The sequence below is a fragment of the Coleofasciculaceae cyanobacterium genome (genome assembly GCA_036703275.1).
In the GTDB taxonomy this organism is placed as follows: Bacteria; Cyanobacteriota; Cyanobacteriia; order Cyanobacteriales; family Xenococcaceae; genus Waterburya.
This window is the reverse complement of record DATNPK010000084.1, coordinates 50,357-76,319: the sequence shown is the minus strand read 5'-3', so window position 1 is coordinate 76,319 and position 25,963 is coordinate 50,357. Positions and strand designations below refer to the sequence as shown.

At 39.1% G+C, this 25,963-nt stretch carries 21 protein-coding genes; 6 read left to right on the top strand and 15 right to left on the bottom strand.

The genetic code is table 11. The features are described 5' to 3' along the window. The first annotated feature begins 593 nt into the window (after positions 1-593). Together V6C71_16395 and V6C71_16390 are read left to right on the top strand one after the other, a co-directional pair. Positions 594-734 (top strand): hypothetical protein, encoded by a 141-nt coding sequence (locus V6C71_16395; protein ID HEY9770047.1) that lies wholly within the window; start codon positions 594-596, stop codon positions 732-734. Positions 735-1,012: 278 nt separating this feature from the next. Next, on the top strand, positions 1,013-1,201 hold the full coding sequence (locus tag V6C71_16390; GenBank protein ID HEY9770046.1) for a hypothetical protein: 189 nt from the start codon (positions 1,013-1,015) through the stop codon (positions 1,199-1,201). 144 nt (positions 1,202-1,345) lie between these two features. Here the strand turns inward: V6C71_16390 and V6C71_16385 are convergent, their stop codons facing one another. Further along, on the bottom strand, positions 1,346-1,786 hold the full coding sequence (locus V6C71_16385) for a SufE family protein (protein ID HEY9770045.1): 441 nt from the start codon (positions 1,784-1,786) through the stop codon (positions 1,346-1,348). A 193-nt stretch (positions 1,787-1,979) separates the two neighbouring features. Here V6C71_16385 and V6C71_16380 point away from each other — a divergent pair, with 193 nt between their 5' ends. Together V6C71_16380 and V6C71_16375 are read left to right on the top strand one after the other, a co-directional pair. Next, positions 1,980-3,269, top strand: coding sequence for a glucose-1-phosphate adenylyltransferase (locus V6C71_16380; GenBank protein HEY9770044.1), 1,290 nt, complete (start codon positions 1,980-1,982; stop codon positions 3,267-3,269). Between the two features lie 351 nt (positions 3,270-3,620). Next, positions 3,621-4,616 (top strand): DnaJ C-terminal domain-containing protein, encoded by a 996-nt coding sequence (locus V6C71_16375; protein ID HEY9770043.1) that lies wholly within the window; start codon positions 3,621-3,623, stop codon positions 4,614-4,616. A gap of 11 nt (positions 4,617-4,627) precedes the next feature. Here V6C71_16375 and V6C71_16370 read toward each other — a convergent pair whose 3' ends face one another. Further along, entirely contained in the window at positions 4,628-5,671 is a 1,044-nt protein-coding gene (locus V6C71_16370; GenBank protein HEY9770042.1) for a TIGR00341 family protein, read from the bottom strand. Between the two features lie 746 nt (positions 5,672-6,417). Next, positions 6,418-7,764, bottom strand: a complete 1,347-nt coding sequence (locus V6C71_16365) for a TldD/PmbA family protein (protein ID HEY9770041.1) — start codon at positions 7,762-7,764, stop codon at positions 6,418-6,420. Between the two features lie 129 nt (positions 7,765-7,893). On the opposite strand from V6C71_16365, the gene V6C71_16360 reads away from it, so the two are divergent. Together V6C71_16360 and V6C71_16355 are read left to right on the top strand one after the other, a co-directional pair. Then, on the top strand, positions 7,894-8,877 hold the full coding sequence (locus V6C71_16360) for an alpha-ketoacid dehydrogenase subunit beta (GenBank protein ID HEY9770040.1): 984 nt from the start codon (positions 7,894-7,896) through the stop codon (positions 8,875-8,877). Positions 8,878-9,264: 387 nt separating this feature from the next. After that, positions 9,265-10,866, top strand: a complete 1,602-nt coding sequence (locus V6C71_16355; GenBank protein ID HEY9770039.1) for a 2-isopropylmalate synthase — start codon at positions 9,265-9,267, stop codon at positions 10,864-10,866. A 111-nt stretch (positions 10,867-10,977) separates the two neighbouring features. On the opposite strand, the gene V6C71_16350 is transcribed toward V6C71_16355, so the two are convergent. The 12 genes from V6C71_16350 to V6C71_16295 form a co-directional block, all read right to left on the bottom strand. Further along, a complete protein-coding gene (locus V6C71_16350; GenBank protein ID HEY9770038.1) occupies positions 10,978-12,198 on the bottom strand; it encodes an NAD-dependent epimerase/dehydratase family protein in 1,221 nt (406 codons plus the stop codon). 88 nt (positions 12,199-12,286) lie between these two features. Then, positions 12,287-13,411: a glycosyltransferase family 2 protein gene (locus V6C71_16345; GenBank protein HEY9770037.1), complete on the bottom strand. Its 1,125-nt coding sequence runs from the start codon at positions 13,409-13,411 to the stop codon at positions 12,287-12,289. A 73-nt stretch (positions 13,412-13,484) separates the two neighbouring features. Further along, on the bottom strand, positions 13,485-14,267 hold the full coding sequence (locus V6C71_16340) for a class I SAM-dependent methyltransferase (protein ID HEY9770036.1): 783 nt from the start codon (positions 14,265-14,267) through the stop codon (positions 13,485-13,487). Positions 14,268-14,480: 213 nt separating this feature from the next. Further along, a complete protein-coding gene (locus V6C71_16335) occupies positions 14,481-15,371 on the bottom strand; it encodes a glycosyltransferase family 2 protein (protein HEY9770035.1) in 891 nt (296 codons plus the stop codon). Positions 15,372-15,423: 52 nt separating this feature from the next. After that, positions 15,424-16,716, bottom strand: a complete 1,293-nt coding sequence (locus V6C71_16330) for an EpsG family protein (protein HEY9770034.1) — start codon at positions 16,714-16,716, stop codon at positions 15,424-15,426. Position 16,717: 1 nt separating this feature from the next. Then, complete coding sequence (locus tag V6C71_16325) at positions 16,718-17,971, bottom strand: glycosyltransferase family 4 protein (GenBank protein HEY9770033.1); 1,254 nt, start codon at positions 17,969-17,971, stop codon at positions 16,718-16,720. A 78-nt stretch (positions 17,972-18,049) separates the two neighbouring features. After that, positions 18,050-18,973, bottom strand: coding sequence for a glycosyltransferase family 2 protein (locus V6C71_16320; protein HEY9770032.1), 924 nt, complete (start codon positions 18,971-18,973; stop codon positions 18,050-18,052). Between the two features lie 63 nt (positions 18,974-19,036). Next, a complete protein-coding gene (locus tag V6C71_16315; protein HEY9770031.1) occupies positions 19,037-21,682 on the bottom strand; it encodes a right-handed parallel beta-helix repeat-containing protein in 2,646 nt (881 codons plus the stop codon). A 79-nt stretch (positions 21,683-21,761) separates the two neighbouring features. Beyond that, complete coding sequence (locus V6C71_16310; GenBank protein HEY9770030.1) at positions 21,762-22,454, bottom strand: FkbM family methyltransferase; 693 nt, start codon at positions 22,452-22,454, stop codon at positions 21,762-21,764. A gap of 51 nt (positions 22,455-22,505) precedes the next feature. Further along, positions 22,506-23,210: a class I SAM-dependent methyltransferase gene (locus V6C71_16305; protein HEY9770029.1), complete on the bottom strand. Its 705-nt coding sequence runs from the start codon at positions 23,208-23,210 to the stop codon at positions 22,506-22,508. Then, on the bottom strand, positions 23,188-24,531 hold the full coding sequence (locus V6C71_16300) for a flippase (protein HEY9770028.1): 1,344 nt from the start codon (positions 24,529-24,531) through the stop codon (positions 23,188-23,190). Before V6C71_16300 ends, V6C71_16305 begins: the two co-directional genes overlap by 23 nt. A 129-nt stretch (positions 24,532-24,660) precedes the next feature. Beyond that, positions 24,661-25,845, bottom strand: a complete 1,185-nt coding sequence (locus V6C71_16295) for an NAD(P)H-quinone oxidoreductase subunit H (protein HEY9770027.1) — start codon at positions 25,843-25,845, stop codon at positions 24,661-24,663. Between the last annotated feature and the right edge of the window lie 118 nt (positions 25,846-25,963).

Below are 25,963 nucleotides of genomic sequence, written 5' to 3'. Positions count from 1 at the left end.
AAGTCGTCAAGATTACATTGAATGGCACAGACAGAAGTATTCAAGACAGGAATCATCTCATTGAGGAGCGCAGTGACGAGAAATTGTCATGCTGCGTTCTGTAGTCGAGTTAAGAAGGTGACTTCTTAGCTTAGATAACATTAAAAAAGCCGTGACCACTGACTGCTAATACCTGGGGCAGCGATCGCTTTTTGGCTACAGTCCAACTATCTAACGTGCGCTTTTTTCGGCCTTTGCACTGGGATTCAATGGAAGAAATGACTATCTGCGATCAACCTCATCATCTAATGGAAGCAAAATTAAATTTTATCCCTCGACAAATCAATCTCGTCCAGTATTACCAATGCAGCTACAAAAGAGATAAGTATTTTAATTTGTCTTATCTATGAGTCAAAAATGCGTAGTGGTGAAGCACTGGGTTGACGTTTAGAAGATTTTGTAAGAGGAACAAACGAAATTCATGTAACCAATAGACTCGATAATTTCAGAGCAAGAGCTAAAAGCGGAGACAGAATAATCCATGTTAATAAAGAACTAACACAGTTCTTCTGTGATTATTTAATTGATGAATATCAAAGACACAAAACGAAAAGATGACTGGGCAATTATACCGTATTGGTACAAAACTAGATTTATTTGACCGTGTTAATAGTCAAGCTATTAAACAAGCTGAAGAGATTAAACAATTACTAGGATGTAAAACGCAGCTAGAAATATCTTGTCCGTTGGACTAAGTACCGTAGGGCATACGGGATCTAAAGCTTGGGGAGACGAAACCTCTGCTTTGGCTGATGAAAGTCTGTCAGAGTAAGTTTTTTCTGTGAACCAAGAATCCCCTGCGTTCACGCAGGGGGAGTGTCAATTCAATTCAAAATAAAATTCAGGAGTCTAATGATAATCAAGAAATTGATAGTCAACTGCAAGCCAAATTATCAAACATAGGAGTTAGATTAAATGCTACAAAGCACTTGAGGAAAATTGGACACCTAATCTAACCGATGAAGAAAGACAATTGAGTCAAGTTAATGATACTTTCTCAGAATGGTTTAAGTTAGCTAATGAGCAAGGTTTAGTTCAAGCCAGTCAACGCACTCAACAAGGTATCCTAGTGTTAGAAACTACTGGTGAATGGACACCTCTAGAAACCATGACTGAAAAAGGATCGACGTTAGAATATTTGCAACAAAGAAGTGAATGTTAGTTACTGATCGCCCAGCTGTAGAAGACATACACAACGTTAATTGCATATCTAGATTATGTTGTAGACCTTGTAGACGAGATAACAAAGATTACAGCGTTGGGAGAAGTCACTTATTAACAGCATTAAATATTGGTTGAGAATAAATTACTCTGCCGTGCCTAAATGAAAGCCCATAGCCTTTTTCTTCATCATCTGAAAAATATTAAAGAAACCGTTGGCGCGCGAAGGAGTAAGACTAACTTTCAAACCTGTATCCTCAATAAAATTGGGTTCTATTTTAATAATCTCTTCTGGCGTTAAATCGTTTAATCCCGCAATTAAAAATGCTACTAAACCTTTAACCAATTGTGCGTCAGCATCTCCCTGGTAACAAATCTTACCGTTTTCTAGGCTAGCGGTAATGTATGCCTGAGAAACACACCCCTTGACCTTATTTTCCTCAGTCTTGCCCGATTCTGGCATGGCTGGGAGTTGGTTAGCATAGTGAAGTAGCTGTGCGTATTTTTGCTTGGGATTAGAACGGCGTTTGAAGCGGTCAACAATTTTAGCTAGCTTGGGCGGTAAAGATGTTTCTGTTGATGACATATACAAATCCATGTCGGTTGGAAAATAATTTTAAAAATCACAATCTTGCTGAGTAATTCAGCGATCGCTTATATTACATTCACTTAATACTTTAACAAAACTCATCCTTTTCCTGGTCATTTTGCTTAATCTGTCCCTGATATCAGATAAACTTTATTTTGAGAGGCATAGGCAGTCACGAGGTTTTTAAGAAGTGAAAAGAGTATTAGGTATCATTCTAGGAGGCGGTGCAGGTACTCGTTTGTATCCCCTAACTAAATTAAGGGCAAAACCAGCAGTACCCCTAGCTAGTAAATATCGTTTAATAGATATTCCCGTTAGTAACTGTATAAATTCTGAGATTCTCAAAATTTATGTTTTGACTCAATTTAATTCTGCTTCTCTTAATCGACATCTAAATCGTAGTTATAACTTTTCTGGATTTAGAGAAGGATTTGTAGAGGTACTATCAGCACAGCAGACTAAAGATAACTCTGGTTGGTTTCAGGGTACGGCTGATGCGGTTCGCCAATATATCAAATCGATTAAAGAATGGGATGTTGATGAAATTATCATTTTGTCTGGCGATCATCTCTATCGCATGGATTACAGTCAATTTATTCAACATCATCGGCAAACCAATGCGGACATTACCTTATCAGTAGTGCCGATTGACGACAAAAGAGCTTCTAGCTTTGGGTTAATGAAAATAGATGACCAAGGCAGAATTATCGACTTTGCCGAAAAACCCAAGGGAGAAGATTTAAAAAAAATGCAGGTAGACACTACCGTATTAGGTCTAACCTCAGATAAAGCCAAACAAAGTCCATACATAGCTTCTATGGGGATTTATGTCTTTAAGAAAAAGGTTTTGATTGACTTATTAGAAAATAATTCTAACCAAACTGACTTTGGTAACGAAATTATCCCAGGGGCAGCAAAAGATCATAATCTTCAAGCTTACTTATTTAAAGGCTATTGGGAAGATATTGGGACGATTGAATCATTTTATGAAGCAAATTTGGCTCTTACCAAGCAGCCTCATCCTGATTTTAGCTTCTATGATGAAAAAGCTCCAATTTACACCCGATCGCGCTATTTACCACCAACAAAACTGCTAGATTGTCAAGTAAGCGAATCGATGATTGGTGAAGGATGTATCCTCAAAAATTGTCATATTAATCATTCTGTAATTGGCATAAGAACTCGGATCGAGGCTGATTGCACTATTGAAGATAGTTTGATTATGGGTGCTGATTTTTATGAGCCTTTTGCTGAAAGAAATTCGGGCTGGCAAAATGAAGTAGTTCCTGTAGGAATCGGCGAAGGTTCAACAATTCGTCATGCCATTGTAGATAAAAATGCTCGTATTGGTCGCCATGTTCAAATTTTGAACAAAGACCGGGTTGAAGAATCTCAAAGAGAGGACGACGGCTTCTATATTCGTAGCGGTATTATTGTCGTTTTAAAGAATGCAACTATTGCTGACAATACAGTTATCTAGAATACAAAGATACAGTCGCCAGCTTTTTAAAAGTTAATTTTACCAAAGCAGTAATTTAGCGTTGTTCAATCCGTGATTGAAATTTAAGTTTTTTGGGGTGTAGTTAAATTTGCTGCACCCTTTGTTTACGTCAATTTAAAAATGCTTTTGAAAAACAGTAGCAAAGTTTGCCTGTTTAAATCAAGCAAATCAAGCCATGCTTAGTTAGGTAATCAGGAACTTAAGCTCAACTAATTAATTGGTGATTATAAGGTTAAACTTTAAATAATATTATTAAAATTATCTTATTTACCTTCGTTCGTATTATTGAGCATACTAAAGCAAGCTAACTTTCTTAGGAAATAATTCCCAATGTCTTCTACCGAATTTAAAAATTATTACGCTATTTTAGGAGTCAATAAAACAGCAGGTGTTGATGAAATTAAAAAGAAATTTCGCAAACTAGCTTTAAAATATCATCCCGATCGCAATCAGGGCAATAAAGCTGCCGAAGCGAAGTTTAAAGAGATTAGCGAAGCTTATGACGTACTGGGTGATGAAAACAAACGCTCTAAATACGATCGCTTTGGACAATATTGGCAGCAGGGTACTACAGATTACCCGGGAACGAGTTCGGGCCGTAACAAGGTTAATACCAAAGTTGACTCCAACAACACAGACTTTAGTCAATACGGCAACTTTGAAGAATTTATCAATGAACTTTTAGGTCGTTTCTCTACTCCTGATGCTAGCAGCACTCCTCGAAACCACTCATCCCCGGGTTTTGCTAAAAACAGCAATTATCAGGACTTTGGCGGAGTTAGACCTGGCTCGGCAAATAGCGAAGCTAGCATCAACTTGACTCATGCCGAAGCATTTCGAGGTACTACTAAACATCTCAACTTAGGACAAGAGACAGTAGAAGTTCGTATTCCTGCCGGCGCTAAACCTGGCTCTCGTATTCGTTTAGCTGGGAAGGGAAAATTTAGTTCCTACAGCCAGCAACAAGAAGATTTATATTTGAATATTCAATTAAATCCTCATGCTTTTTTTAGTTTTGAAGGCGATAACTTAATCTGTGAAGTTCCAATAACACCCGATGAAGCAGTTTTAGGTTCATCAATCAGTATTCCGACTCCTGATGGTGCGGTAAACATGAAAGTTCCTGGGGGCATAAGTTCGGGTCAGGTATTACGTTTGCGTGGGAAAGGGTGGTCTTCTCCCCAGGGAAATCGAACAGATTTACTGGTACGCATTGTAGTTGCTACGCCTCAAAAAATTAGTTCTCAAGAAAAAGAGTACTACGAGAAAATCCGCGATCTGCGTAGCGAAAACCCCCGTGAAAGTTTACAAGGAATCAGTCTTTAGTCAGTCAATAGTTAAGAGCAATTATTTACTTTATCCTGTATTGGAAAGATCGAGCTTGCTTTAGCTTCATCAAACTGGAACATAAAGATAACGCTAATTAATAAAGCTAGAATGACTAACCAAAAAATAGTCGCCATCCCAGTTATTTTACTAGCTTGAAATTTTTGCCACCATTGTTGGGGACGAATATCCCGCAACCAGAACGTGGCGATCGCAGCTAAATTCAGACAAACAATATTGGTTGACACCAAAACTGCTGTTTCAACAGCAGATCCCCATAGCCCAGAACCAATTAGCATTCCTAAAACTACTAGAGGAGGCAATAGTGCTACTGAAACCATCACTCCTACTACTGCTTTTTGTTCGCCAACTGTCAGAGAGATTGCCCCAGCCACCCCCGAAGCAAAAGCTAAAACAACATCGGAAAAATTTACGCTAGTTCTGAGCGCAATCTCGTTCATTCCTAGATCCACTGGCATTAATATCCCCAAGAAAATTGACAGCAACAAAGATATTAAAATTTCTGTCAAACCAACTTTGATGGTTCTCATTGCCAGCGGTAAATCACCAAAAGTAGTAGCCACAGCTAATGCCATGTTGGGCTTGAGTAAAGGTGCGATTACCATCGCCCCAATTATTACTACTTGACTTCCCTGTAATAAACCGATCGCAGCGATCGCCGTAGCTAAAATAACCAGCGAAACTTCCGTGGTGTCAAGGTGAATGCCTTGAGATATTTGAGTATAAACTTCTCGTTGTTGAATGCGATCGTCTTTATCTGGTTCGGCAGATTCGGGCGATTTTGCGTCAGCTTGAGTCGATATTGTTTCTACTGGCAATATCAGCAGTTGCCAATCTTCCAGGTGAGGGAATTTTTGTTTTAAATCGTCAACTACTGTCTCAACTCGTTCTGACTCAAGTAAGATGTTGACTAAAAGTTGTTGCTGCGATTTAAAGATAGATTCGGTTTCCAACCAAGGATAAGAAGATAGCAATTGTCGGAGGTTTTGTTCTTTTGTTAACGGTAGAAAAACTTTAACTAGACATAGATCCATTAATTTTTAAAATTAATTGTAGTAAATAAGTAAAAAATTGTATTAAATAACTAGTTTAACTTAATTTGAGCTATTAGATATAAATTGTCGGATGTGTTCCATTAAGAATAGACATTTAAAATATGATAATAAAGTTGAAGAACGCACTAGTACCGCTTAACTGAATTAGCAAGTAGCAAGTAAGATATCGTAAGGGTTTCAGGTTAACTAAACTGTGACTTTAGCGTAAGCAAAGTCTAGTAATTTAACATCTGAAAACTATTTTTATATGCGTTGCCCCTCGCTTACTCATCCTACTAATTACTTATGGTAAATGAGATCGCCATAAAAACATTAAAAATCTATCCAAAATCACCAACTTCTCTTTGCGAAGCCCAATTTTTTCTTTTCAACAATAGTTATTTAAATCACTATTGTTGAAAATTGTACCCGCTAATATTTAGAAAGTAATTTTATATATTATAACTAGAGGAAAATGTTGCAAATTATTGAAATGATTTAGAAATATTTTAGATGTCATTCTAATGTTTTGCAAGTTTGGGGGCGGATCTTGTATCAAGTTTGGATGATTACTTTAAATAAAGTTATTCTCCAGTTCCCTATTGTCCTAATTCTCAACTATCCAAATATTTTGCTATTCAAACGTAACCAATATTAGGATTTGGTGGGCATAAATAAAATGATGTTTTTATTTTAGGCAAGTTTATCCTTGCTGCCCACCCTACTGCTCTTTATCTTTTATCCCTTTATATACTCTCGGTGATACTGCTAAAGTGGAAATTCTCAACTTTACAGCCAGGAATAACGCTACTGCCACAGCGTTTTGCTTGACTCAACTCCACTACGTTTTGCAACATTTCGGGTAAACACTGGTTAAAACGAAGGTTTTTAATTGGGTAAGCAATCTCGCCGTTTTCAATTAAGAAAGTACCGTCTCTGGTCATTCCTGTAACTTCTAAAGTGCGGGGATTTACATAACGGACATACCAAGCACGACTAACTAAAATACCTCGTTCAGTACTGACAATTAGATCGGCAACAGTTCGATCGCCACCAGTCATAACAATAGGATACATTGCCCCTGTAGGATCTTGGTTTTGTTCTCTTGCCCAGTAGCGGCTATAAGAAAGAGTTTGCGGGATACCGTCTTTGATGATGTCTAGCTGATTATTGCTCAAACCATCGCCAAAAAACCTGCCTCCCTGCAACAGAGGATGAGCAGCATTACGCTGTATTTGAACAATAGGATTAAATAGCTGTTCGCCAACTTTATTACCGAGAGGGTTACCTAAATCATCGCTACGAGACATAAAAGAACGTCCTTCATCGGCTGCCCGCGCATCTAGATTCCAGATTACCCAAGGTAGTAAACTAGCAAATGCAGAAGGTTCAAAAATAACGGTGTAGTTTCCTGGTTCGATCGTCTGAGGATTGCGCGAAGCGATCGCTCTTTTGATTACTTTTTCAGTTAATTCGATAATCGGTAAGCGCTCGATACTCCAGGCAGTACAGCGATTCCAGCTAGAACCATTATCAACACGGGCGGTAAAGCTAAAGTCGGCTTCGGTAGTGCGATCGCAACCCCGTAACCCCGCCGAGTTACCGATAGCGTAAAGGGATACCTGGAAACTCAATGTCCCCGATCCGTTGACTCCTGCATCTTTACTGAGAGAACATACCTGCTGAATAATTTCGCCTTTTTTTAGGGGCAATAAAGTAGCCGTAGCTTTGTCAAAGGCTGGGGTACGATCGCTGTAGGTTTGATGCGGTAACAATTCCACCCATTCAGGATCTTCAGGAGCAATACGAGCCAGATCTTCAGCACGTCTTAAAGTTTTGGCGATTGCGTCTGGCTCTAATTCAGTAGTGGAGGCAGAGGCACTACGTTTACCAAAATAGCTGGTTACAGTCAGACTAAAAGTATTCTTGCGAACATTTTGACTAATTTGATTTTCCGAAAAGCGACTAAGGGCAGTTTCACTGGCACTAAGGCTAACAAAAACACCGTCGGCTTGAGATTGCGCGATCGCAAATTCAATTAAAGCCAGGGCTTCTTTTTGGGTAATGAAAGTATTAAAAGTGGTTAAAGTCATATTTAACTAACAATTGTACAGATATAGGCTAAAAGCTTTTGCCGATAAAGCCTAAACTAGGTAAGGTTACATAGTAGCAATCTGAAGAATGATAGTATTAATTTTTGGTGACTTAGGATAAATAGTGTTATGGCTGAAACTTTAATGTTTAACGCTTTGAGAGAGGCGACAGACGAAGAAATGGCAAGAGATAAGACTGTCTTCGTTTTGGGTGAAGATGTCGGACATTATGGTGGTTCATATAAAGTCACCAAAGATTTATACAAGAAATATGGCGATTTACGTTTATTAGATACTCCCATTGCCGAAAATAGCTTTTGTGGTATGGCTGTTGGCGCAGCTATGACTGGCTTACGTCCTATCATTGAAGGGATGAATATGGGCTTTTTGCTGTTGGCATTTAACCAAATTGCTAACAATGCTGGGATGCTACGCTATACTTCAGGTGGTAATTTTAAAATTCCCATGGTAATTCGTGGACCTGGCGGTGTCGGGAGACAATTGGGTGCAGAACACTCTCAAAGATTAGAAGCTTATTTTCATGCTGTACCTGGATTAAAAATCGTGGCTTGTTCTACAGCATATAATTCTAAAGGTTTACTGAAGGCAGCTATCCGAGATGATAACCCCGTACTGTTTTTTGAACACGTCTTACTTTACAACCTCAAAGACGATCTACCAGACGATGAATATGTTTTGCCTTTAGATAAGGCAGAAATGGTGCGAAAAGGTAAGGACGTGACTATTTTGACCTACTCGCGGATGCGCCATCACTGCACCCAAGCCTTAAAAGTTATTGAGCAACAAGGTTACGATCCTGAAATTATTGACTTAATTTCCCTCAAGCCGTTTGATATGGAAACCATTAGTGAGTCAGTGCGTAAAACTCATAAGGTAATCATTGTGGAAGAATGTATGAAAACTGGCGGTATTGGTGCAGAATTGGTGGCATTGATTAACGAACAGCTATTTGATGAATTAGACGCACCCGTATTGCGTTTATCTTCTCAAGATATTCCTACTCCTTACAACGGTAAGTTAGAAAGTTTAACTATTGTGCAGCCAGCACAAATTGCCGAAGCCGTGCAAAAAATGATGGAAGATCGGATTTAGTCATTAGTTATTTAGATTAATTCAAAGACGTTGATGTTTAGCACAGCGTCTTTTTTATCTTTAGCTTTTAGCTCGACTAAGTGGTGCTGAGGGGTTATTATTTTGCCTGAAGCAGCTTTGAAAGATCGCGTCGCCTTAGTTACAGGTGTGAGTCGGCGAAAAAGAATTGGCAGTCGCGATCGCTTTGGTGAGATGCGTTAGGCAAGCGTAACATAATGAAATGGAACAAACAGCAACAAACTAAACTATTCATTAATGCGTTCCAAAATACAATCGCTTCAAAAAATAGATATCATTAGAAGAAACACACCCTCTAAATCTCTTCATCCTGTTGGGTAAATCGCCTATAATTCTTAATATTGCAAATTCCCCCGAAGTATTTGGACTATGGACAATTCACAAAACCGCATCATTATTTTCGACACCACCTTACGAGATGGAGAACAATCTCCTGGCGCGACTCTTAACGTTGAAGAAAAGCTAGAAATTGCCCATTCTCTATCTAGACTGGGAGTTGACGTAATTGAAGCGGGATTTGCTTTTGCCAGTCCTGGAGACTTTGAAGCAGTACAAAAAATTGCGGCTCAGGTTGGGACGAAAAATGGACCAGTCATCTGTAGTCTAGCTAGAGCGATTAAAGCGGATATTAAGGCTGCTGCTGAAGCTTTAAAACCTGCGGTAAAGGGCAGAATTCATACTTTTATTTCTACTTCTGATATTCATTTAGAGTATCAGCTCAAAAAATCTCGTGCCGAAGTTTTAGACATTGCTCAAGAAATGGTAGCTTACGCCAAGTCCTTTATGGATGATGTGGAGTTTTCACCAATGGATGCGGTGCGCACCGATTCGGAGTATCTTTATCAGGTATTAGAAGCAGCGATCGCAGCAGGAGCAACTACAGTTAATATTCCTGATACAGTGGGCTATACTACTCCCACAGAATTTGGGGAGCTAATCAAAGGCATCTGCAACAATGTACCAAATATAGATCGGGCGGTGGTTTCAGTTCATGGTCACAACGATCTTGGCTTGGCGGTGGCGAACTTCTTAGAGGCAATAAAAAATGGTGCTAGACAGCTAGAATGTACGATCAATGGCATTGGTGAACGGGCTGGTAATGCTGCGCTAGAGGAGCTAGTTATGGCACTTCATGTACGCCGCCAGTATTTCAATCCTTTTTTGGGTAGATCGGCAGAATCAACTGAACCTCTAACCAACATTGATACTAAGCAAATTTATAAAACTTCTCGTTTGGTTTCTAATCGCACTGGAGTTATGGTTCAGCCTAATAAGGCGATTGTTGGTGCGAATGCCTTTGCTCATGAGTCGGGGATTCACCAAGATGGGGTACTCAAAAATAGGCTGACTTACGAGATTATGGATGCTCAGTCTATTGGATTGAGCGATAATCAGCAGATTATTTTGGGTAAACACTCTGGTCGCAATGCTTTCCGCACTCGCTTAAGTGAGTTGGGTTTTGAACTATCGGAAACCGATCTTAATAAAGCTTTTGTGCGTTTTAAAGAAGTTGCGGATAAGAAAAAAGAAATTAGCGACTGGGATATTGAAGCGATCGTTAGCGATGAGATTAGACAACCTCCTGAACTATTCCGTTTGGAGCTAGTACAAATATCCTGTGGCGATCGCTCTCGACCCACGGCTACCGTAACTATCCGTACTCCTGAAGGAGAAGAGTTAACCGATGCAGCAATTGGTACAGGACCAGTTGACGCTATATATAAGGCGATCAATCGGGTAACAAATATTCCCAACGAACTAATCGAATTTTCTGTCCAGTCCGTAACGGCGGGAATTGACGCGATTGGAGAAGTTACAATTCGCATACGTTACAAAGACAGGGTGTATTCTGGTCGTGCTGCCAATACCGATATTATTGTGGCTTCATCCAGGGCGTATATCAAAGCATTAAACCGTCTTTATGCTGCTTTACAAACCGAAGAAAAAGTTGCTTCTCAGGTAGCTATTTAGTAGCTGTAGGTATGAACAGAGGCGATCGCTTTCATCTTAGAATGGCGATCGCTTTTTTGCTGTTTATTTACAGCCGTTTTTAGTTGAATAGACTACTAAACCATCTACAAACTAAACCTTGCTTGTTTCAGTCGGTTCTAAACTGTTGCTTTGCGATTTTGCTTCTTGTTTTTGAATCCATAAAGAAGTACAGGGGATTTTACTGCGATCGCATCGATGAGCATATTTTCTCGCTACTTCGGTTACTTCTTTAAGTAATCCTTGGCTAAGAGTCGTTGGTTCTAGTCCTAAATCAATAAAACGTTGATTTTTAACAAACAGCTCGTTCTCTACAGCTTCATTACGGGGATTTTCTAGGTAGGCTATTTCTCCGCCAGTCATCTTGGCAATCATCTTGGCAAGATCTATCACTCGATGAGTTTCAGTCATTTGGTTGAGAATTCTCACTCGTTCACCTCGACTGGGTGAATTTTCGATCGCCAGCTGCACACAACGTACCGTATCTTTAATATGAATAAAAGCACGAGTTTGACCTCCAGTACCATGAACCGTTAAGGGATAGCCAATGGCAGCCTGCATTAAGAAGCGATTGAGAACTGTCCCATAGTCTCCATCATAGTCAAAGCGATTGACCAACTTTTCGTCCCTTAAAGTTTCAGGAGTGTTAGTTCCCCAAACAATGCCTTGATGCAGATCGGTGACGCGAATACCGTCGTTTTTATTATAGTAGTAGAAAAATAGCTGATCCTGGGTTTTGGTCATGTGATAGACACTACCAGGGTTAGCAGGATAAAGAATTTCTTGTTGAATGCGATCGCCATTATCGGTAACAACTTCCACGTCTAGGTAGCCTTCAGGAATCTTCATTCCTGCTGTACCGTAGCCATAGACCCCCATTGTACCTAAATGCACCAGGTGAATATCCAAGCCAGATTCAACAATGGCGCAAAGTAAATTGTTAGTGGCGTTAAGGTTATTATTAACCGTATATCGCTTGTGCTTTGAAGACTTCATCGAGTAAGGCGCAGCCCGTTGTTCGGCAAAGTGAACGATCGCATCGGGTTTTTCTGCCAAAATTAGATTCAGTAGGCGATCGTATTCTTCGGCAATATCTATATTATGAAATTTAATTTCTTTACCTGTAAGTTTTTTCCAGGTATTTAGCCTTTGACCAATAGGTGCGATAGGGGTTAAAGAGCTAACTTCAAGTTCGTTGTCTATATTTCGCCTCGATAAATTATCGACAATAATGACTTCAAAGTCGAGATTCGATAAGTGCAGTGAGGTAGGCCAGCCACAAAAACCGTCTCCACCCAAAATGATAACTTTCATATTCTACTCCCAACTATAAAACTCATAATCAAACGACCACATTTAAGTTGAATCGTTAAAATAGCAACTTAGATTATTTAAGCAAACTTTATGCCTTTATTTTTTCTTTTACGCGGGAATTGTGTCGGGGAATACTAGATCGAGATTCAAAAAAGCAATTATCTTTGTTTCTCAAAATATTTCTTAGACAAAGCTGATATCCAAACCCAGTAAAGTGCGCTATTGGCATAGTAGCGATCGCCACTGTACACCAAAACCAACGACTAGTAAAATTAGGAATTGATTCTGTAGCTTTGCTCCAAAATTCTTCGCGAAAATTGCTGTTATATTTTAAAGTGACCCTAGCTGCTTCCATCACAATCAGACACATTCCTAAAATAATTATGGGAACAGTAAATAACGAGCCATGCAACAAGGTTAAATCGCTAATTAAGGCTATAGTTAGCAGCATTACGCCAAAAAAAGGTATTTTGTTCCTCAGGGGCAATGTATCAGCATATCTAGCCGACATGATGCAGCTACCACGACCATATTTAACATACTGTCGCCACAATCTTAATAAGTTAGGACGAGGATAATACCAAACTTTAATTTTAGAGCTGATATAAATAGAGCGATCGCCCCGAGTTTTTAATAAGCGAAAATTTAGCTCGGAGTCTTCTTTACGACTAACTTCATATCCGCCAAGCTCAGCTAATACCGAGCGCCAAAAACAGCCCAAAAAAACGGTTTCTGCATAGCCATTGTAGTTAGGATCGCGATATTTTGCGCCTCCGCTTCCTAAAAAGCTTCTAGATGCTAAAGCAACCCCAGCCTGAAAACTATTGGCTGCAATAAATCGTTGTGCGCCTCCGACGTTAACCGCCTGAGAACTTTGTAAAGCATCAACACATTGTTCGATATAATCCAAGGCATAATTACAGTGAGCATCGGCTCTTAAAAAGATATCTCCTCTACAGGCTTCTAAACCAATATTAAGGGCTGCCGATTGAATACGTCGCGGGTTTTCTAATAGTTTTAGTTGAGGATGGATGTGAGATAAACCTATAACTTTTTCTTGTGTCCCGTCTGTGCTTAACCCATCTACAATTAGTATTTCCAGTATATTGGAATAATCTGAAGCCAAAAAGTTAATTACAACTGCCTCAATGTTGTCTACTTCATTGTAAGTGGGAATTATGATTGAAACAGAAGGATTTTTACTCACACTCATGTTGATTTTGGTCTAGGTTAGTTATATGTTTATCATTATGTAGTCAATTGATCGTCGAATGATGCAAAATAGTTTAAGCTGACGAGTTATTTTGCTTTATCGGCCCAGATACCTCAATTAGAACTAACCATGCTTGTTGTCTAATCCCTGGAAACCTTAGCACAAGAGAATCAATAAATTCGCAGCAGCGTAATAAAGTTTTAAATCCTGGTTTGCCCGCCACGAAACAAGCAGCTAAAGAAGTTAAGTAAAAGTAGCGAATTTTAGTCTGTTTAAAGCTACGCGAAATCGTTTGTAAATCCTTTTCTAGCAAAGGGTGTTCATCTTCTGTCCGAATCGTAGGTGTTAGACGGCGATAAAGGTTAATTAAAAAATTATGTCCTAATGGTTCAAGAAACACTGCTTGACCATTAGGTTTGAGAGTTTTGACCAAAGAATTTACAGCTAAATCTAAGTCTAAGTGGTGTAGTATGCCTGAACCACAAATTAAGTCATAAGAGCTTTCGGCAAACTCCAAATTTTCGGCATTCATGACCTTAAATTCAATATTGTCATGAATATTTTCGGCGACTGCTTGCTGCTTAGCTGCTTCAATCGCCACTGGTGAAATATCAATTCCTGTAACCAGTTTTGCCTGATTTTTGGCTAGTTTAAAAGCGCAGCTTCCTTTGCCACAGCCGTATTCAATCACCTGATAATTTTTACTGCTGTCTAACAGTTTTTGCTGGTACGCTTTAGTGATTGAATCGGTAATACTATAAAATTTACTTACTTTTTGCCGACGTATACTTTCGTCACTGTAACGAACGTCATGAAACTGCTTTTCTCGTTCAACTCTCTCGTGAATTTTGCTCATTAATATATTTAGCCTTAATAATTATTTTGCCGTTTGCTGATTCTATGAATTAATTTGCTATGTATCGGCTATTAATCGGTTGAACTAGGATAGCCTAAAGTAACAACGCAGCATAATATCGGGCATAAGTTTTTGAGATTGTATCAGAATTATTCATGGTATTGTGGTTTTATTTATTACATAATTGAATCTATCGTTATTTTTGTTAAAAACTCAATAAGATAGGTTTTCGCGATCGCCAACTGAACTTTTGCGGCGAGATTTAGCATTAATTTTATGTCGAATTAAAACTGCCTTTGGTCCCATAAACGTCATGAGCAGATGCTTGACGTAACCAATTAAAACCAGTCGTAAAGATATTAGAGCATTGTGGACAGTGTTTAGTTTATTTTGCCGAATTCTCATCGCTTCTCTAGCTCTAATTGATATACCTGCCAAGGTTTCGGATATCCCTCCCATGCTCATAGAAGCTAAAACACTGTTAATAAAAACAAACTTAACTAATTGACTATGATAGGCTCGAAAAATTAAATCATAATCACCACAAATTTTAAATTCTGGATCGAAGTAGCCGATTGTTTCGTAAATATTTTTAGTTACAAAAGTTGCGGGATGATTGAGCGGCATTCCTAAATTTATTCTACGGTTTAAATCAGTTTGATTGCGTTTTTGGATAAATTCAATCTTAGCTTGAGCAGCGAAACGAGTCATAGCTCCAGTAATAATTAAATATTCACTTGTTTGGTTGCGTAAATATAGTTCGGCTACTTCTTGCAAGGCATTTTGGCTATATAAATCACCACTATTTAAGATACCAATAATTTTGCCTTTAGCCAGCTTAATACCTTTATTCATCGCATCATAAATACCGCGATCGCTTTCACTAATCCAGTATTTAAGGTCTGGTTCATACTGCTTAATTATTTCTAACGTTCCATCTGTTGAACCACCGTCTATGATTATATATTCTGTGTTTTCGTAAGACTGATTGATTACTGACTGTATAGTTGGCTCTAAAGATTCTTTTGCGTTAAAAACTACCGTAATTACCGAAATTAATGGACTTACTTGAGAATGGCGATCGCCTATTTCTTGATGATTCATTATGTTTCATTAAATATCAGTTTCTTTACCTAAAAATACTATCAACTAAAGCTTAACTTATTTGACGAGTAGGCTTTTCTTTTATCTTAACGTCTTCAGTAAAGTTGTCTATAGCCACTTCAATATAGTCAATAATTGACGAATTATATACCTGGTCGTTTAAATAATGAAATTCACTTTGCCCTAAAGTGATATTGTATAAATAATAGTTGAAATAGATAATTTTAAGCGTGAATACAAAAACTAAAATAGTTCTTTTAAATATTTTCCACTGATGATCGATTGCAAAATAGTAAAATAAACCACCAAAAGGAAAAAGCAAAAAGGCAACACGATTAGAAAACATATCAATATCTTTTCCCAAGTACATTAAAATAAATAAAATAGGATATAAAAAATAAATTAATTTTTCTTTAGCAGTCTTAAAGTTTTTATTTTTAACAAAAACAAAAATAATTACAAAAACCAATAAATGTTCGATTAAAGGAGCGATAAAGCTAGATTCATTAACTCTTTCTTTGGCATAGTAGGCGGTTTTTCCGACAATGAGCATAGAATAGTCGCCAGGTAATAAACCTGCGACACGCTCGGATAAATTTACCACCAAAGTATTACTAAAAGGTAAGGCAACTCCTAAGGCAACTATTAATACAACGACCACTTTGTTCCCTAACAAGCGAACTTTATCGTATAACAGCAACATGGGCAAATAGATTAGATTTGCCAGATGAGCAAACAAACTAAGTAGATAAAGTCCCCACATTAAAGGTTTTTTATCTATGTTGATAATAGCTATAAGAAAGATCAAAGTAGCAAAATACTGTCTAACTAAAAAACCCTGAAACCCGATATAAATAGGATTAGAAACAATAAATAGCAGCAGTAAACCGTAATTTCGAGGTGAAAATCCTTTGGCAATTACAAAGAAAGTTAAGGCGTTAGCCAAGAAAGACCAGAAAAAAATAAAAGCATAGTTAGAGCCGTTAGAAAGTATATAGATTGGATAACTAACTAACCAAAGCAAACATTCTAGACCCAGCGCTCCAGAGATTTCAAAAGGATTTTTAGTATCCAGTTTGCCGTAATTGTCAACGTACACAGCTAAGTCAGAAATAATATCTGCCGATGAGACAAAAATAGTAATTGTCAAGATTACCAATAGAGAAACAATGACGTTAAGCTTGCTTTTTGGCTTTTGATTTAGATGAATAAAGAAAATTAGCGGAAAAATGCCTAATATGGGAATAAAAACCCATAAAGCCAACCCCAAAAACAGGAAAATAGCTTTGTCATTTTTATGGCTTGATATATCTTGGCTGTGGTTATTAGCTAGTTTAAGTTGCATATCAATCGGCTAAAATTTCTTGAAAAAGTTTAAGGTATCGAGCGCTCTGAATTGGAATGGTAAACTCCTGAACTACTTTGGCTCTGGCACATTCAGATAACTGTTGCCAGCGTTGGGGACTTTCTAGAATCCAAACAATTCCTCTGGCTAAATCTTGCGGATCGTAAGCTGTGGCTAAATAACCGTTTTGTTGACTATCGATAATATCTTTTAAACCTGTTGTGTTAAATGCTACCACAGGTGTACCGCAAGCCAAGGCTTCAGAAGCCGTTTGTCCAAAAGCTTCTTGAGTAGAAGGTACTACCATGACATCAGCAGCAGCATAGGCAATGGCGAGGGAAATATCATCATGGAGATAACCTAAATAATGAGTTTTAAAACCTAAATCAACTGATTTAGCTGGTCGAGATGAACCATATATTAAGAGTTCAACCCGATCTGGTGAGATAGATAACCTCAAGTGCTGCAAAGCAGTTTGTAAAAGCGCAAAACCTTTGCGCGGATCGCTAGTACCACCCATTGCACCAAACAAGATTATTTGCTTGTTTAAAGGCAAATTCAAAAGTTTTTTAGCAAGCTGTCGCTCGATAGGCTGATATTTATGAATATCTAAACCATTAGGAATTACCTTGATGGGTAAGTTTTGAAACAGTGAACTAGCTTTAGCGCAATCAGCTAACCATTTGCTAGGAGTAACGATAGTCAAGTTAAGATTTTGCCAGGCTTTAGCTTTACGTTGCCAGAGCCAGCGAGAAAAATCCCAAGTTTGACCGCTTTTAAGTATGGGACATCGACCACAAGACTGTTGATAGCGATCGCACTGTTGACTGTAATGGCAACCGCCAGTAAATGGCCACATATCATGAAGAGTCCAAACTAGAGGGCGGTTAAATTTAGCAATAGTTTCTACCGGAAAATAGCCACCACAGATCCAGTGAAGATTAATTAAATCGGGGTTTAAAGCTTGAATTTGAGCATTGATTCGACTAGGCAACCATTGGCAAGAATAAATATTCGGCGTGCGATCGCGCTGACGATAAAATGACAGCGGTAGGGCATCCAATGTCGGTCTAGTAATGGCTAAACCTTTGAATAGTTTGTTGGTTGCGCCAATCACTTGAGCTTCATCGCTCATTTTTCTTTGGACTAGCATTTGAGCATCAACACCAGCTGCGATCAATCCCTGATGTAATCTATAGGCCGCGCGGGGTGCGCCGCCGATCAAATCACTGGTGCTTAAGCTCAGAATTTTCACAAATTAGGTGGTTAAATATTGACGTAGTTGGTAGTTAATGGAATGAGACTATCAATAATTAGTTATGCTTAGCAACACCTAAAGCCATTTTTTTACAGGAGTTGTTTGCAGAAATATTTTGACTGCTCTTTTAGTATTGGCAACTGGATTAATACCGTATAAGGTTCTTTGCGTAAAGCGATCGGCTCTATTGTTTCTGATCATGAAAGGTGGATGTTGGAGCGGAAATTCAATTGGCTTGGTTGGTAAATTAGCAAAAACATTTTTTTTGGTTGTATGAGTCGATTGAGCATCAAAGCCAATGTTAGAGATCAGGTTGTGATTGGCTAAAATACTTAGATAATTTTGCATCCAACAGGAAAACGTCCAACGAATTGCCCAACTGTCAATCTGTCCTTCATAAGTGGATTGAAATAAATAATCCCAAAATTTGACCGCACCATTATCTAGCAAAATATCTTCTAACCAACCTGCTTCTTTTACTGTTGTCCATAGTTTCATATCAAAGTCAAAATCTTGCCAAGCTCTGCGCCAGCTTGCCCAACCCCAGCAGAGATTATAGCGAGAAAAATAGTAGCTATCATTAGTTCTTTTTCTACCCAATTGAACGTTTTGTCCTGAGATGACGGCGATGCGGTTATCGTGGCGATAGCGGTCTAAAAGCTGTTCGCAGAAGGGAAAAAAAGTCGGATCTGGTAAACAATCGTCCTCTAAAATAATTGCTTCTTCCACCAGTTCAAATACCCAATTTAATCCGCTAGAAACCCTTTTAGCACAGCCTAGATTAACCTCGGAATAATTAGTTAACACTTCGCATTCCCAATCAACTGAATCAATAATTGCCCGTGCAGTTTGGCATTTATCCGCTTCTTCTGGGCGATTAATTCTGGCACCATCAGCAACTACTAAAAGTTTGGCTGGTTGCGCCTGACGAATTACCTCAAATACTTTTTGGGTAGTATCTGGTCGATTAAAAATTAAGAAAGCAACTGGGGTTTTCATCCAACAAAGCAATAGTTCAATATAGTCAAATCAATTAACACGTGAGCTTGGAAGCAGAAGTAGTTAGCTAAAAACTTGGAGTTGTTGCTCAAAGCCTTCAATACCTATAGATTCAAGGGGAATTGCTTGAATCTGAAGTTGCTCAACTAGAGCGCAGTCACTCTTGAGTTTAAAATCTTTTGGCTGAATTTGATTGAAATCTTGGTTTAGAGAGGTTAGAAATGGTGGCTCGGCAACTAAAGAATGAAGATCGAAGCCAGCAGCTTGCCATTGTTGAAAATCTCCTTCAGGTGTAATGGCTTTGCCAGTTTTGGCTAGGTTTAAACCATCGGTGTGGCAGTATAAATTAAAATCGCTGTTGACGATCAAATCGGGCTGCCAATTTTTGTTGCTATCCCAAAGTTTTGCCTGCAAACTGTCACAGACAACAATATTGCGAGAAAACTGATTATTCCTCATAAATTCATCTTGGGGCGATACTTGAATTTGGTTTTCTACTCCACCAATAAAAATATTGTTTTCAACTTGGTTGTCTTTGCCACCATGAATCATAACTCCACCCAGGACAGTACCGATAACAATATTGCCGTAAACCAGCGTACCGCTACTGTAGTCATCGAGATAAATGCCCCAAGTAAGGGATGGTGAAACAATTTGTCCCTGCTGGGTAGTTTTCATGCCAACTACATTACGAATAAAGTTAAACCGAATAATATTGCCACTAGCCTGTTTATCTCGTCCTAAGGTTTCTATTGCTCCAGTGTCGTTGGTTTCTAAATTGGTATCGATAATTTCATTAAACTCAATTATGTTGTGGTGAGAATAGCGATCGCGATCGAGAGATTTAAGCGAGATCCCATAGCGCGGCAGATTACTGATACGGTTATGAGCAATAAGATTACCACTACCAGTAATGAGATAAATTCCCGCTACGTGCTTGTAAACTTTGCCACAGTCATAAATTTGATTGGCTGCGATCGTATTATTTAACGGCTGAGTCGTCTTGTTCCCCGAAAGCACAACTCCTCCTTGACCCAACTTAGTCATGTTGTTGTGGACTAAGTAATTTTCGGCACTACTTTGTTCTAACCGTATGCCATAACCACCCAGTAGCACAAAATTACAGTTTTCAATTACACATCGTCGCGTTGCCGATAACCAAATAGCTGCATCTGCGGGAAAGTAATAGTTATCTGTCAGAGTATAGTTGGTATCTGTAAAGGTCAAACCGTAGAAGTAAATGTTTTCGACATATTTTGCCCGATCGCGATCGCCCTTTAAAATAATGAGTTGCTCTAATTTTGGTGCTACAACATCTACGTCATGGGGAAAATTGGGACAATCGGCGTAGTAAAGCAATTCTCCAGTATCGCGGTCTAAATACCACTCGTTAGGACTATCCAAAGCTTCACGGGTATTAGCAATAAAAAAGCGATTTCCTGGCAGGAGATTTTGTTTAGAGTTGACATAAATAGTGTGTGACTGGCTATCTATCTTGGTTACTGGCAAAATCGCGTTGACCCAGCCGCGATCGGGCAAGATGTGTATTTCTGCATTATTCCAGCTTTGCCACTGAGGAAATTGATTAGCAGCAGTGGCAATATCGGTACGTAAACCTGTTTCAGGAACTATACTTAAATCTTGTCCTTTTGCCTGCTCAAATGTTTCTGCGTGAACGATAATCAAACTTTTTCCCCATTGAGGTTGCTTAATTCCAGTCTGGCTGTTGCCCGATTGGCTACGCACCGCTTGGTTAGGGTTCCAATCAAGATCGTTGGTCAGGCAAAAAGCATCCAGGGTTAAACCACCGCCTTGAAGATTTTGCCAAACTAATTGCTGCTTTCCCGAACTAAGGTCAACTGTAGCAACCGACTGCCAACGAAAGGTAGAAAAACTCCCTGTATCTGGCAGATCGGCAATCGAGATGTTAGTATTTCTCTTGCCTAAACGCAAAGCTGTTCTTCCGCCCATGTTATCGACACCATAGGCTTTCATGTTATTGGCATAACGCAACCAGACTTGATACTTTCCTGATTCAGGAACAGAAATATTCCACTCCAGCCTATCTCCTGGATTATGTACTCGAGCAACACCATGATTAAATCTGCCACGCTCTGGGGCAACGGGTTGGGATGGCGATGGCTGAAGATAAAGCCAACCTTTAGTTAAAGGGTTATTGGGTTCAAAATTAGGATAACGAGCGCGAATTGCCCAATCGTCATTAACGCGAAGCAGGCGAAAATTCCATCCCGTCTTGACTTGCGGTAGATTAGCACGCCAAATGTCTCCCTGTTGTTTCCAGTCCGTAATGCGCTGTCCACCACTAATAACTGGTTTTTCCCCTGGATATGCTCGATAGATAATGGGAAAGTTTTCCGTTCCAGAATCTTCGCTAGTTAATTCTAAAGATTGAGCTAAAAAATAAGTTCCCCCGCGTAACCAGACTGTAACTGGTTGTCTGAGAGTACCATTTTGCTGACGTTTTAGTTCGCGGATCGCGGATCGCGCTCGATGCAGAGTAGCAAACGGTGCATCCTTGGTTCCTTCGTGGCGATCGCTGCCATCGGGAGCTACGTAAAAGACTAATTCTGACTGGGACTCAGAATTAGCAGTTAAATCTTCTAGTAGAAAAGCGATCGCGCCCAGAGAAATATTAGCTAAAAAGCTCGATCCCATCAAGGTCAAAAAAAACCGACGATTCAGATTCATTTAAACTTCGCCCAAAGACTGCATTGACTATTAAAAGAGTTTTGTACAGTTTAACGCTACTAATTTGCTTGATGAGTAATTAAATGTTTTTCAACTGATATAAATAATCATGACTAGAAAAGCGATCGACCTGAATATATAAATCTGAGATATATGACTCGATTTCTTCCTTGAACCTTGCCTCAATTAGCATATATTTGGGCTGATATCGCTCAAAGTCTAAGCCTTTGAGTACATTTAATTCAAATCCTTCTACATCCAAAGATAAGAGATCGATTGTTTCAACCTGGCATCGATCCAAAATAGAAGTTAAGGTTTTGGTGGGTACATCAACCTCATATGGCACGATGTTTTTTTGAATTTGGTTACCTTTTTCCAGATGAACTAAATCGCCAGCTTCGCTTTTAAGCGCGCCTTCCACAATAGACATGAGGTTAGCGTACTTCATCGTAATATAAGGCTCGGTAGAGTCTGCGGCAACTAAGGCGCAGTTAAAAACCCGAGATTTTGGTCTTTCTACAACACACTGTTGATAAAGTTCAGGAATTCCTTCAATTAAAATTCCTGTCCAGCCACGAAATTTCTCAAGGTAATAAGTATTACTTTGACTAAATCCATCATTAGCCCCTGCTTCGATAAAAAAGCCGTTAGAGTAGGTCAGATACTTCTCCAGCTTTTTGTCCATCTCAGACAAAGATGGTCGCGAATAGCGGTCTGAACCGATAGTTTCAAATGCTTTTCTTCTAAATTTAGCTAACTTTTTTTTTAACATTTCATCAAAATTAATAACTGAAAATTAAGCTAAGTACAAGCAGAGCGAAGATTAATTTTGTTCCCAGTACCTTTGCTCCTGGGCATATTGCTTTAACGCTCCAGTGCCATGTTCGGGCTGATTATTGCCTTTGGGCTGTAAATTAAAATCTCGATGGAGGAAAAAAGAAGTAGTCCAAGCATAACGATTGATCGGACCTAATCCTGTCATATCAACCTGAATTAAATTTGAATTGCGTAATGTTTTGGCTGTTTGAACGTGCCAATCCGCGTTGTCTAAAATAATAAATCCCCCAGGCTTGAGTCGTTTAACTGCTGTTGTGGCACAGTCAAGCCGATGAGAACCATCTACTACTATGACATCAAAGTTTTGGTGCTGCAAAATTTCTTGAATGTACGCCGCATTATCTTTAATCAGTTTAATTTCGACATTTTGGCTGATGCTTTGGGAGACAATTTCATACCATTCTCGATTATTTTCGATACTGACAACTTTTTTTGCCAACTTAGACCAAAAAATCGTCGAGTTTCCCGAACCATATTCAAAAACTTCTCGCTCGGAAAAATCTAGCTGCTTAATGTATTCAATAGCTGAATATGTATACCAGGGTAATGGCTGCCGATCGCCATCAATCGGCTGTTTTAGTCTAAAACTTTTATCCCAACCATTTTTTTGTAAATATCCGCTTTGCCAAAACAGGAGTGGGGCATCTAATTTGACCAGAGAAATTAATTTAACTAAGAATTTTTTTAACATTGTTTAGATAGCTGAAATTTTGACGAATTCTCAATGGTACGAATAGTGCCTTAGTTAACATCCAACCACAATTGAACATTTTCGGGTAGATAAAGCAGGCGACATGAGAAGAAACGGCATAAGCTATGACAGTAGCGATCGCTGCTCCCACACCTCCATAAATCGGAATAAGCACAAAGTTTAACCAGACGTTAGTTATCGCTCCTAAGATTGTGGTGGCAAAATTAAATCGGGTAAAGTTTTCCACAATCAACCATTTGCTACGAGCGACTCCTAAAAACACAAATGGTCCTGCCCAAATATGCAAAGCTAAAATATTTCCTGCTTCGGCGTATCCTTTTCCTAATAACGCATCGACTAGAAACCCTGACAAAAATGTCATCGCCACAGCGATTAAAAGTGACATCCATGCCATCAAGTCATACAGCTGTTGTAATTTATCATAATATTCTTTTTGGCTTTTCCCTCTAGCCCGAATAATTGCAGGAAAGACAGAAGAGCAGATAACGACAGGAAAAAAGTACCAAACTTCGGAAAATCTTACTGCCGCTGCATAATTGCCCACGGCTTGATTGTTGGCTAAGTTCCCCAGCATTATTTGGTCAATTTTCATGTAAATTACCACCATTACGCCAGACAGAATGAGCGGGAATGAATCTTTAAGCAGAGCGATCGCTCTAGTGAAATTAAACTGCCAAACAAAAACTGACTGATGTTGTTTTAAATAAATCCAAATAGTGCCAGCAGCCATCATGACTGCATCTGCCAAGATTAACCAGACAAATGCGCTCAAAGGAAGTCTTAACAGAATAAACAATAATTTAGCAGCAGAACTGAGGACGAGTTTAGTACTTCTGATGATGACAATCGATCGCGCCAGAACTTTTGACTGAAACCAAAAATCAATTACTTCGGTCGAGTTGAACATTAACCCCCAAGCAATAACTATGGTGATCCAGTAAGTTTGTGCATCTCCTTTGAGAGCCGTTACAGCCCAGGCAATTAAAGCTAAAGTTACTAGGGAGCTAAACAATTTAAGAATAAAAGCCGTACCTAATATTTCTGATGTTGACTCCTCATCTTGTACTAGCTCACGCACGACAATGCCATCTAATCCCAACTTGGCGATCGCGCCAAACATATCAACTAGACTAAGACAATAACTAAGCTTACCAAAATCCTCAGATCCCAAATATCTAATGACGTAAATGCCGATCGAAAGGTTGAGGATCATTCCCAGAACCTTTTCTCCAGACAACCAACCTATATTACGGATGATTTTACGTAGACCTGGACTCAACTTATCAATTACTTTTGGCATCAACTTTAGTTACGATAAAATTAATCGTTTTTTCTAAAAAGCGATCGCTGATAATTTTACTATTTACTAGCTAAAAAAAAATAAGGTGAGAATTCTCACCTTAAAAAATATAGCTAGAATTTGCTGATTCTAGCGATCGACTGAACCCATAATAATATCAATGCTACCGAGAATAGGCATAATATCAGCCAACTTGACTCCCTTAAGCAATTCTGGAAGAATTTGTAGGTTATTAAAATCGGCAGAGCGAATTTTCCAACGCCAGGGAAAAACATTGTCATTACCGACAATAAAGATTCCTAGTTCGCCTTTCCCAGTTTCCATACGGACATAATGTTCACCTGCGGGAATTTTAAAGGTAGGAGCCACTTTTTTGGCGACATACTGATATTCAAAATCATTCCACTTCGATTTACGCCCTTCAGCCATCCGTTTCGCTTCTAGGTTTTCGTAAGCACCACCAGGAATACCGTCTAATGCCTGACGAAGAATTTTAATTGATTCGCGCATTTCACGGACTCGCACAAGGTAGCGAGCAAAACAATCCCCTGCCGTTTCCCACTGAACATCCCAGTCAAAATCGTCATAACATTCATAATGATCTACCTTGCGTAAATCCCACTTGACCCCACAAGCCCGAAGCATTGGTCCTGAAAGACCCCAGTTGATTGCTTGATCGCGGGTAATTGTCCCCACACCTTCGACGCGACGACGAAAAATAGGGTTGTTAGTAATTAATTTTTCATATTCATCTACTTTAGGATCGAAGTAATCACAAAAATCACGGCATTTATCGATCCAGCCATAAGGCAAATCTACCGATACGCCACCAATCCGAAAATAGTTATTATTAACCAACCGCTGCCCCGTAGCAGCTTCCCAAAGGTCGTAGATTAGTTCTCGTTCGCGGAAAATGTAGAAAAAGGGCGTTTGCGCACCCACGTCTGCCATAAATGGTCCAAGCCACAATAAGTGGTTAGCAATGCGGTTCAGCTCCAGCATTATTACCCGAATATATTGAGCGCGCTTTGGTACTTCAATACCGGCGAGCTTTTCCGGAGCATTTACCGTAATTGCCTCATTAAACATTCCCGCAGCATAGTCCCAACGACTTACATAAGGAACATACATTACGTTGGTACGGTTTTCCGCAATCTTTTCCATACCTCGATGCAAATAGCCAATTACTGGTTCGCAATCAATCACATCTTCCCCATCAAGAGTCACAATCAGACGCAAAACGCCGTGCATTGACGGATGATGAGGTCCCATGTTCAGAATCATGGGTTCGGTTCTAGTTTCTATCTGTGCCATAAATTAGCGATCTTGCTTCTGTTAAGAAATTTATTTATGCTTACTACTTCTATTGATTATCTATCTTATCTAGTTTCTTGACTCGAAATGAAGTCAAACTCATTACTTAAATGAAATT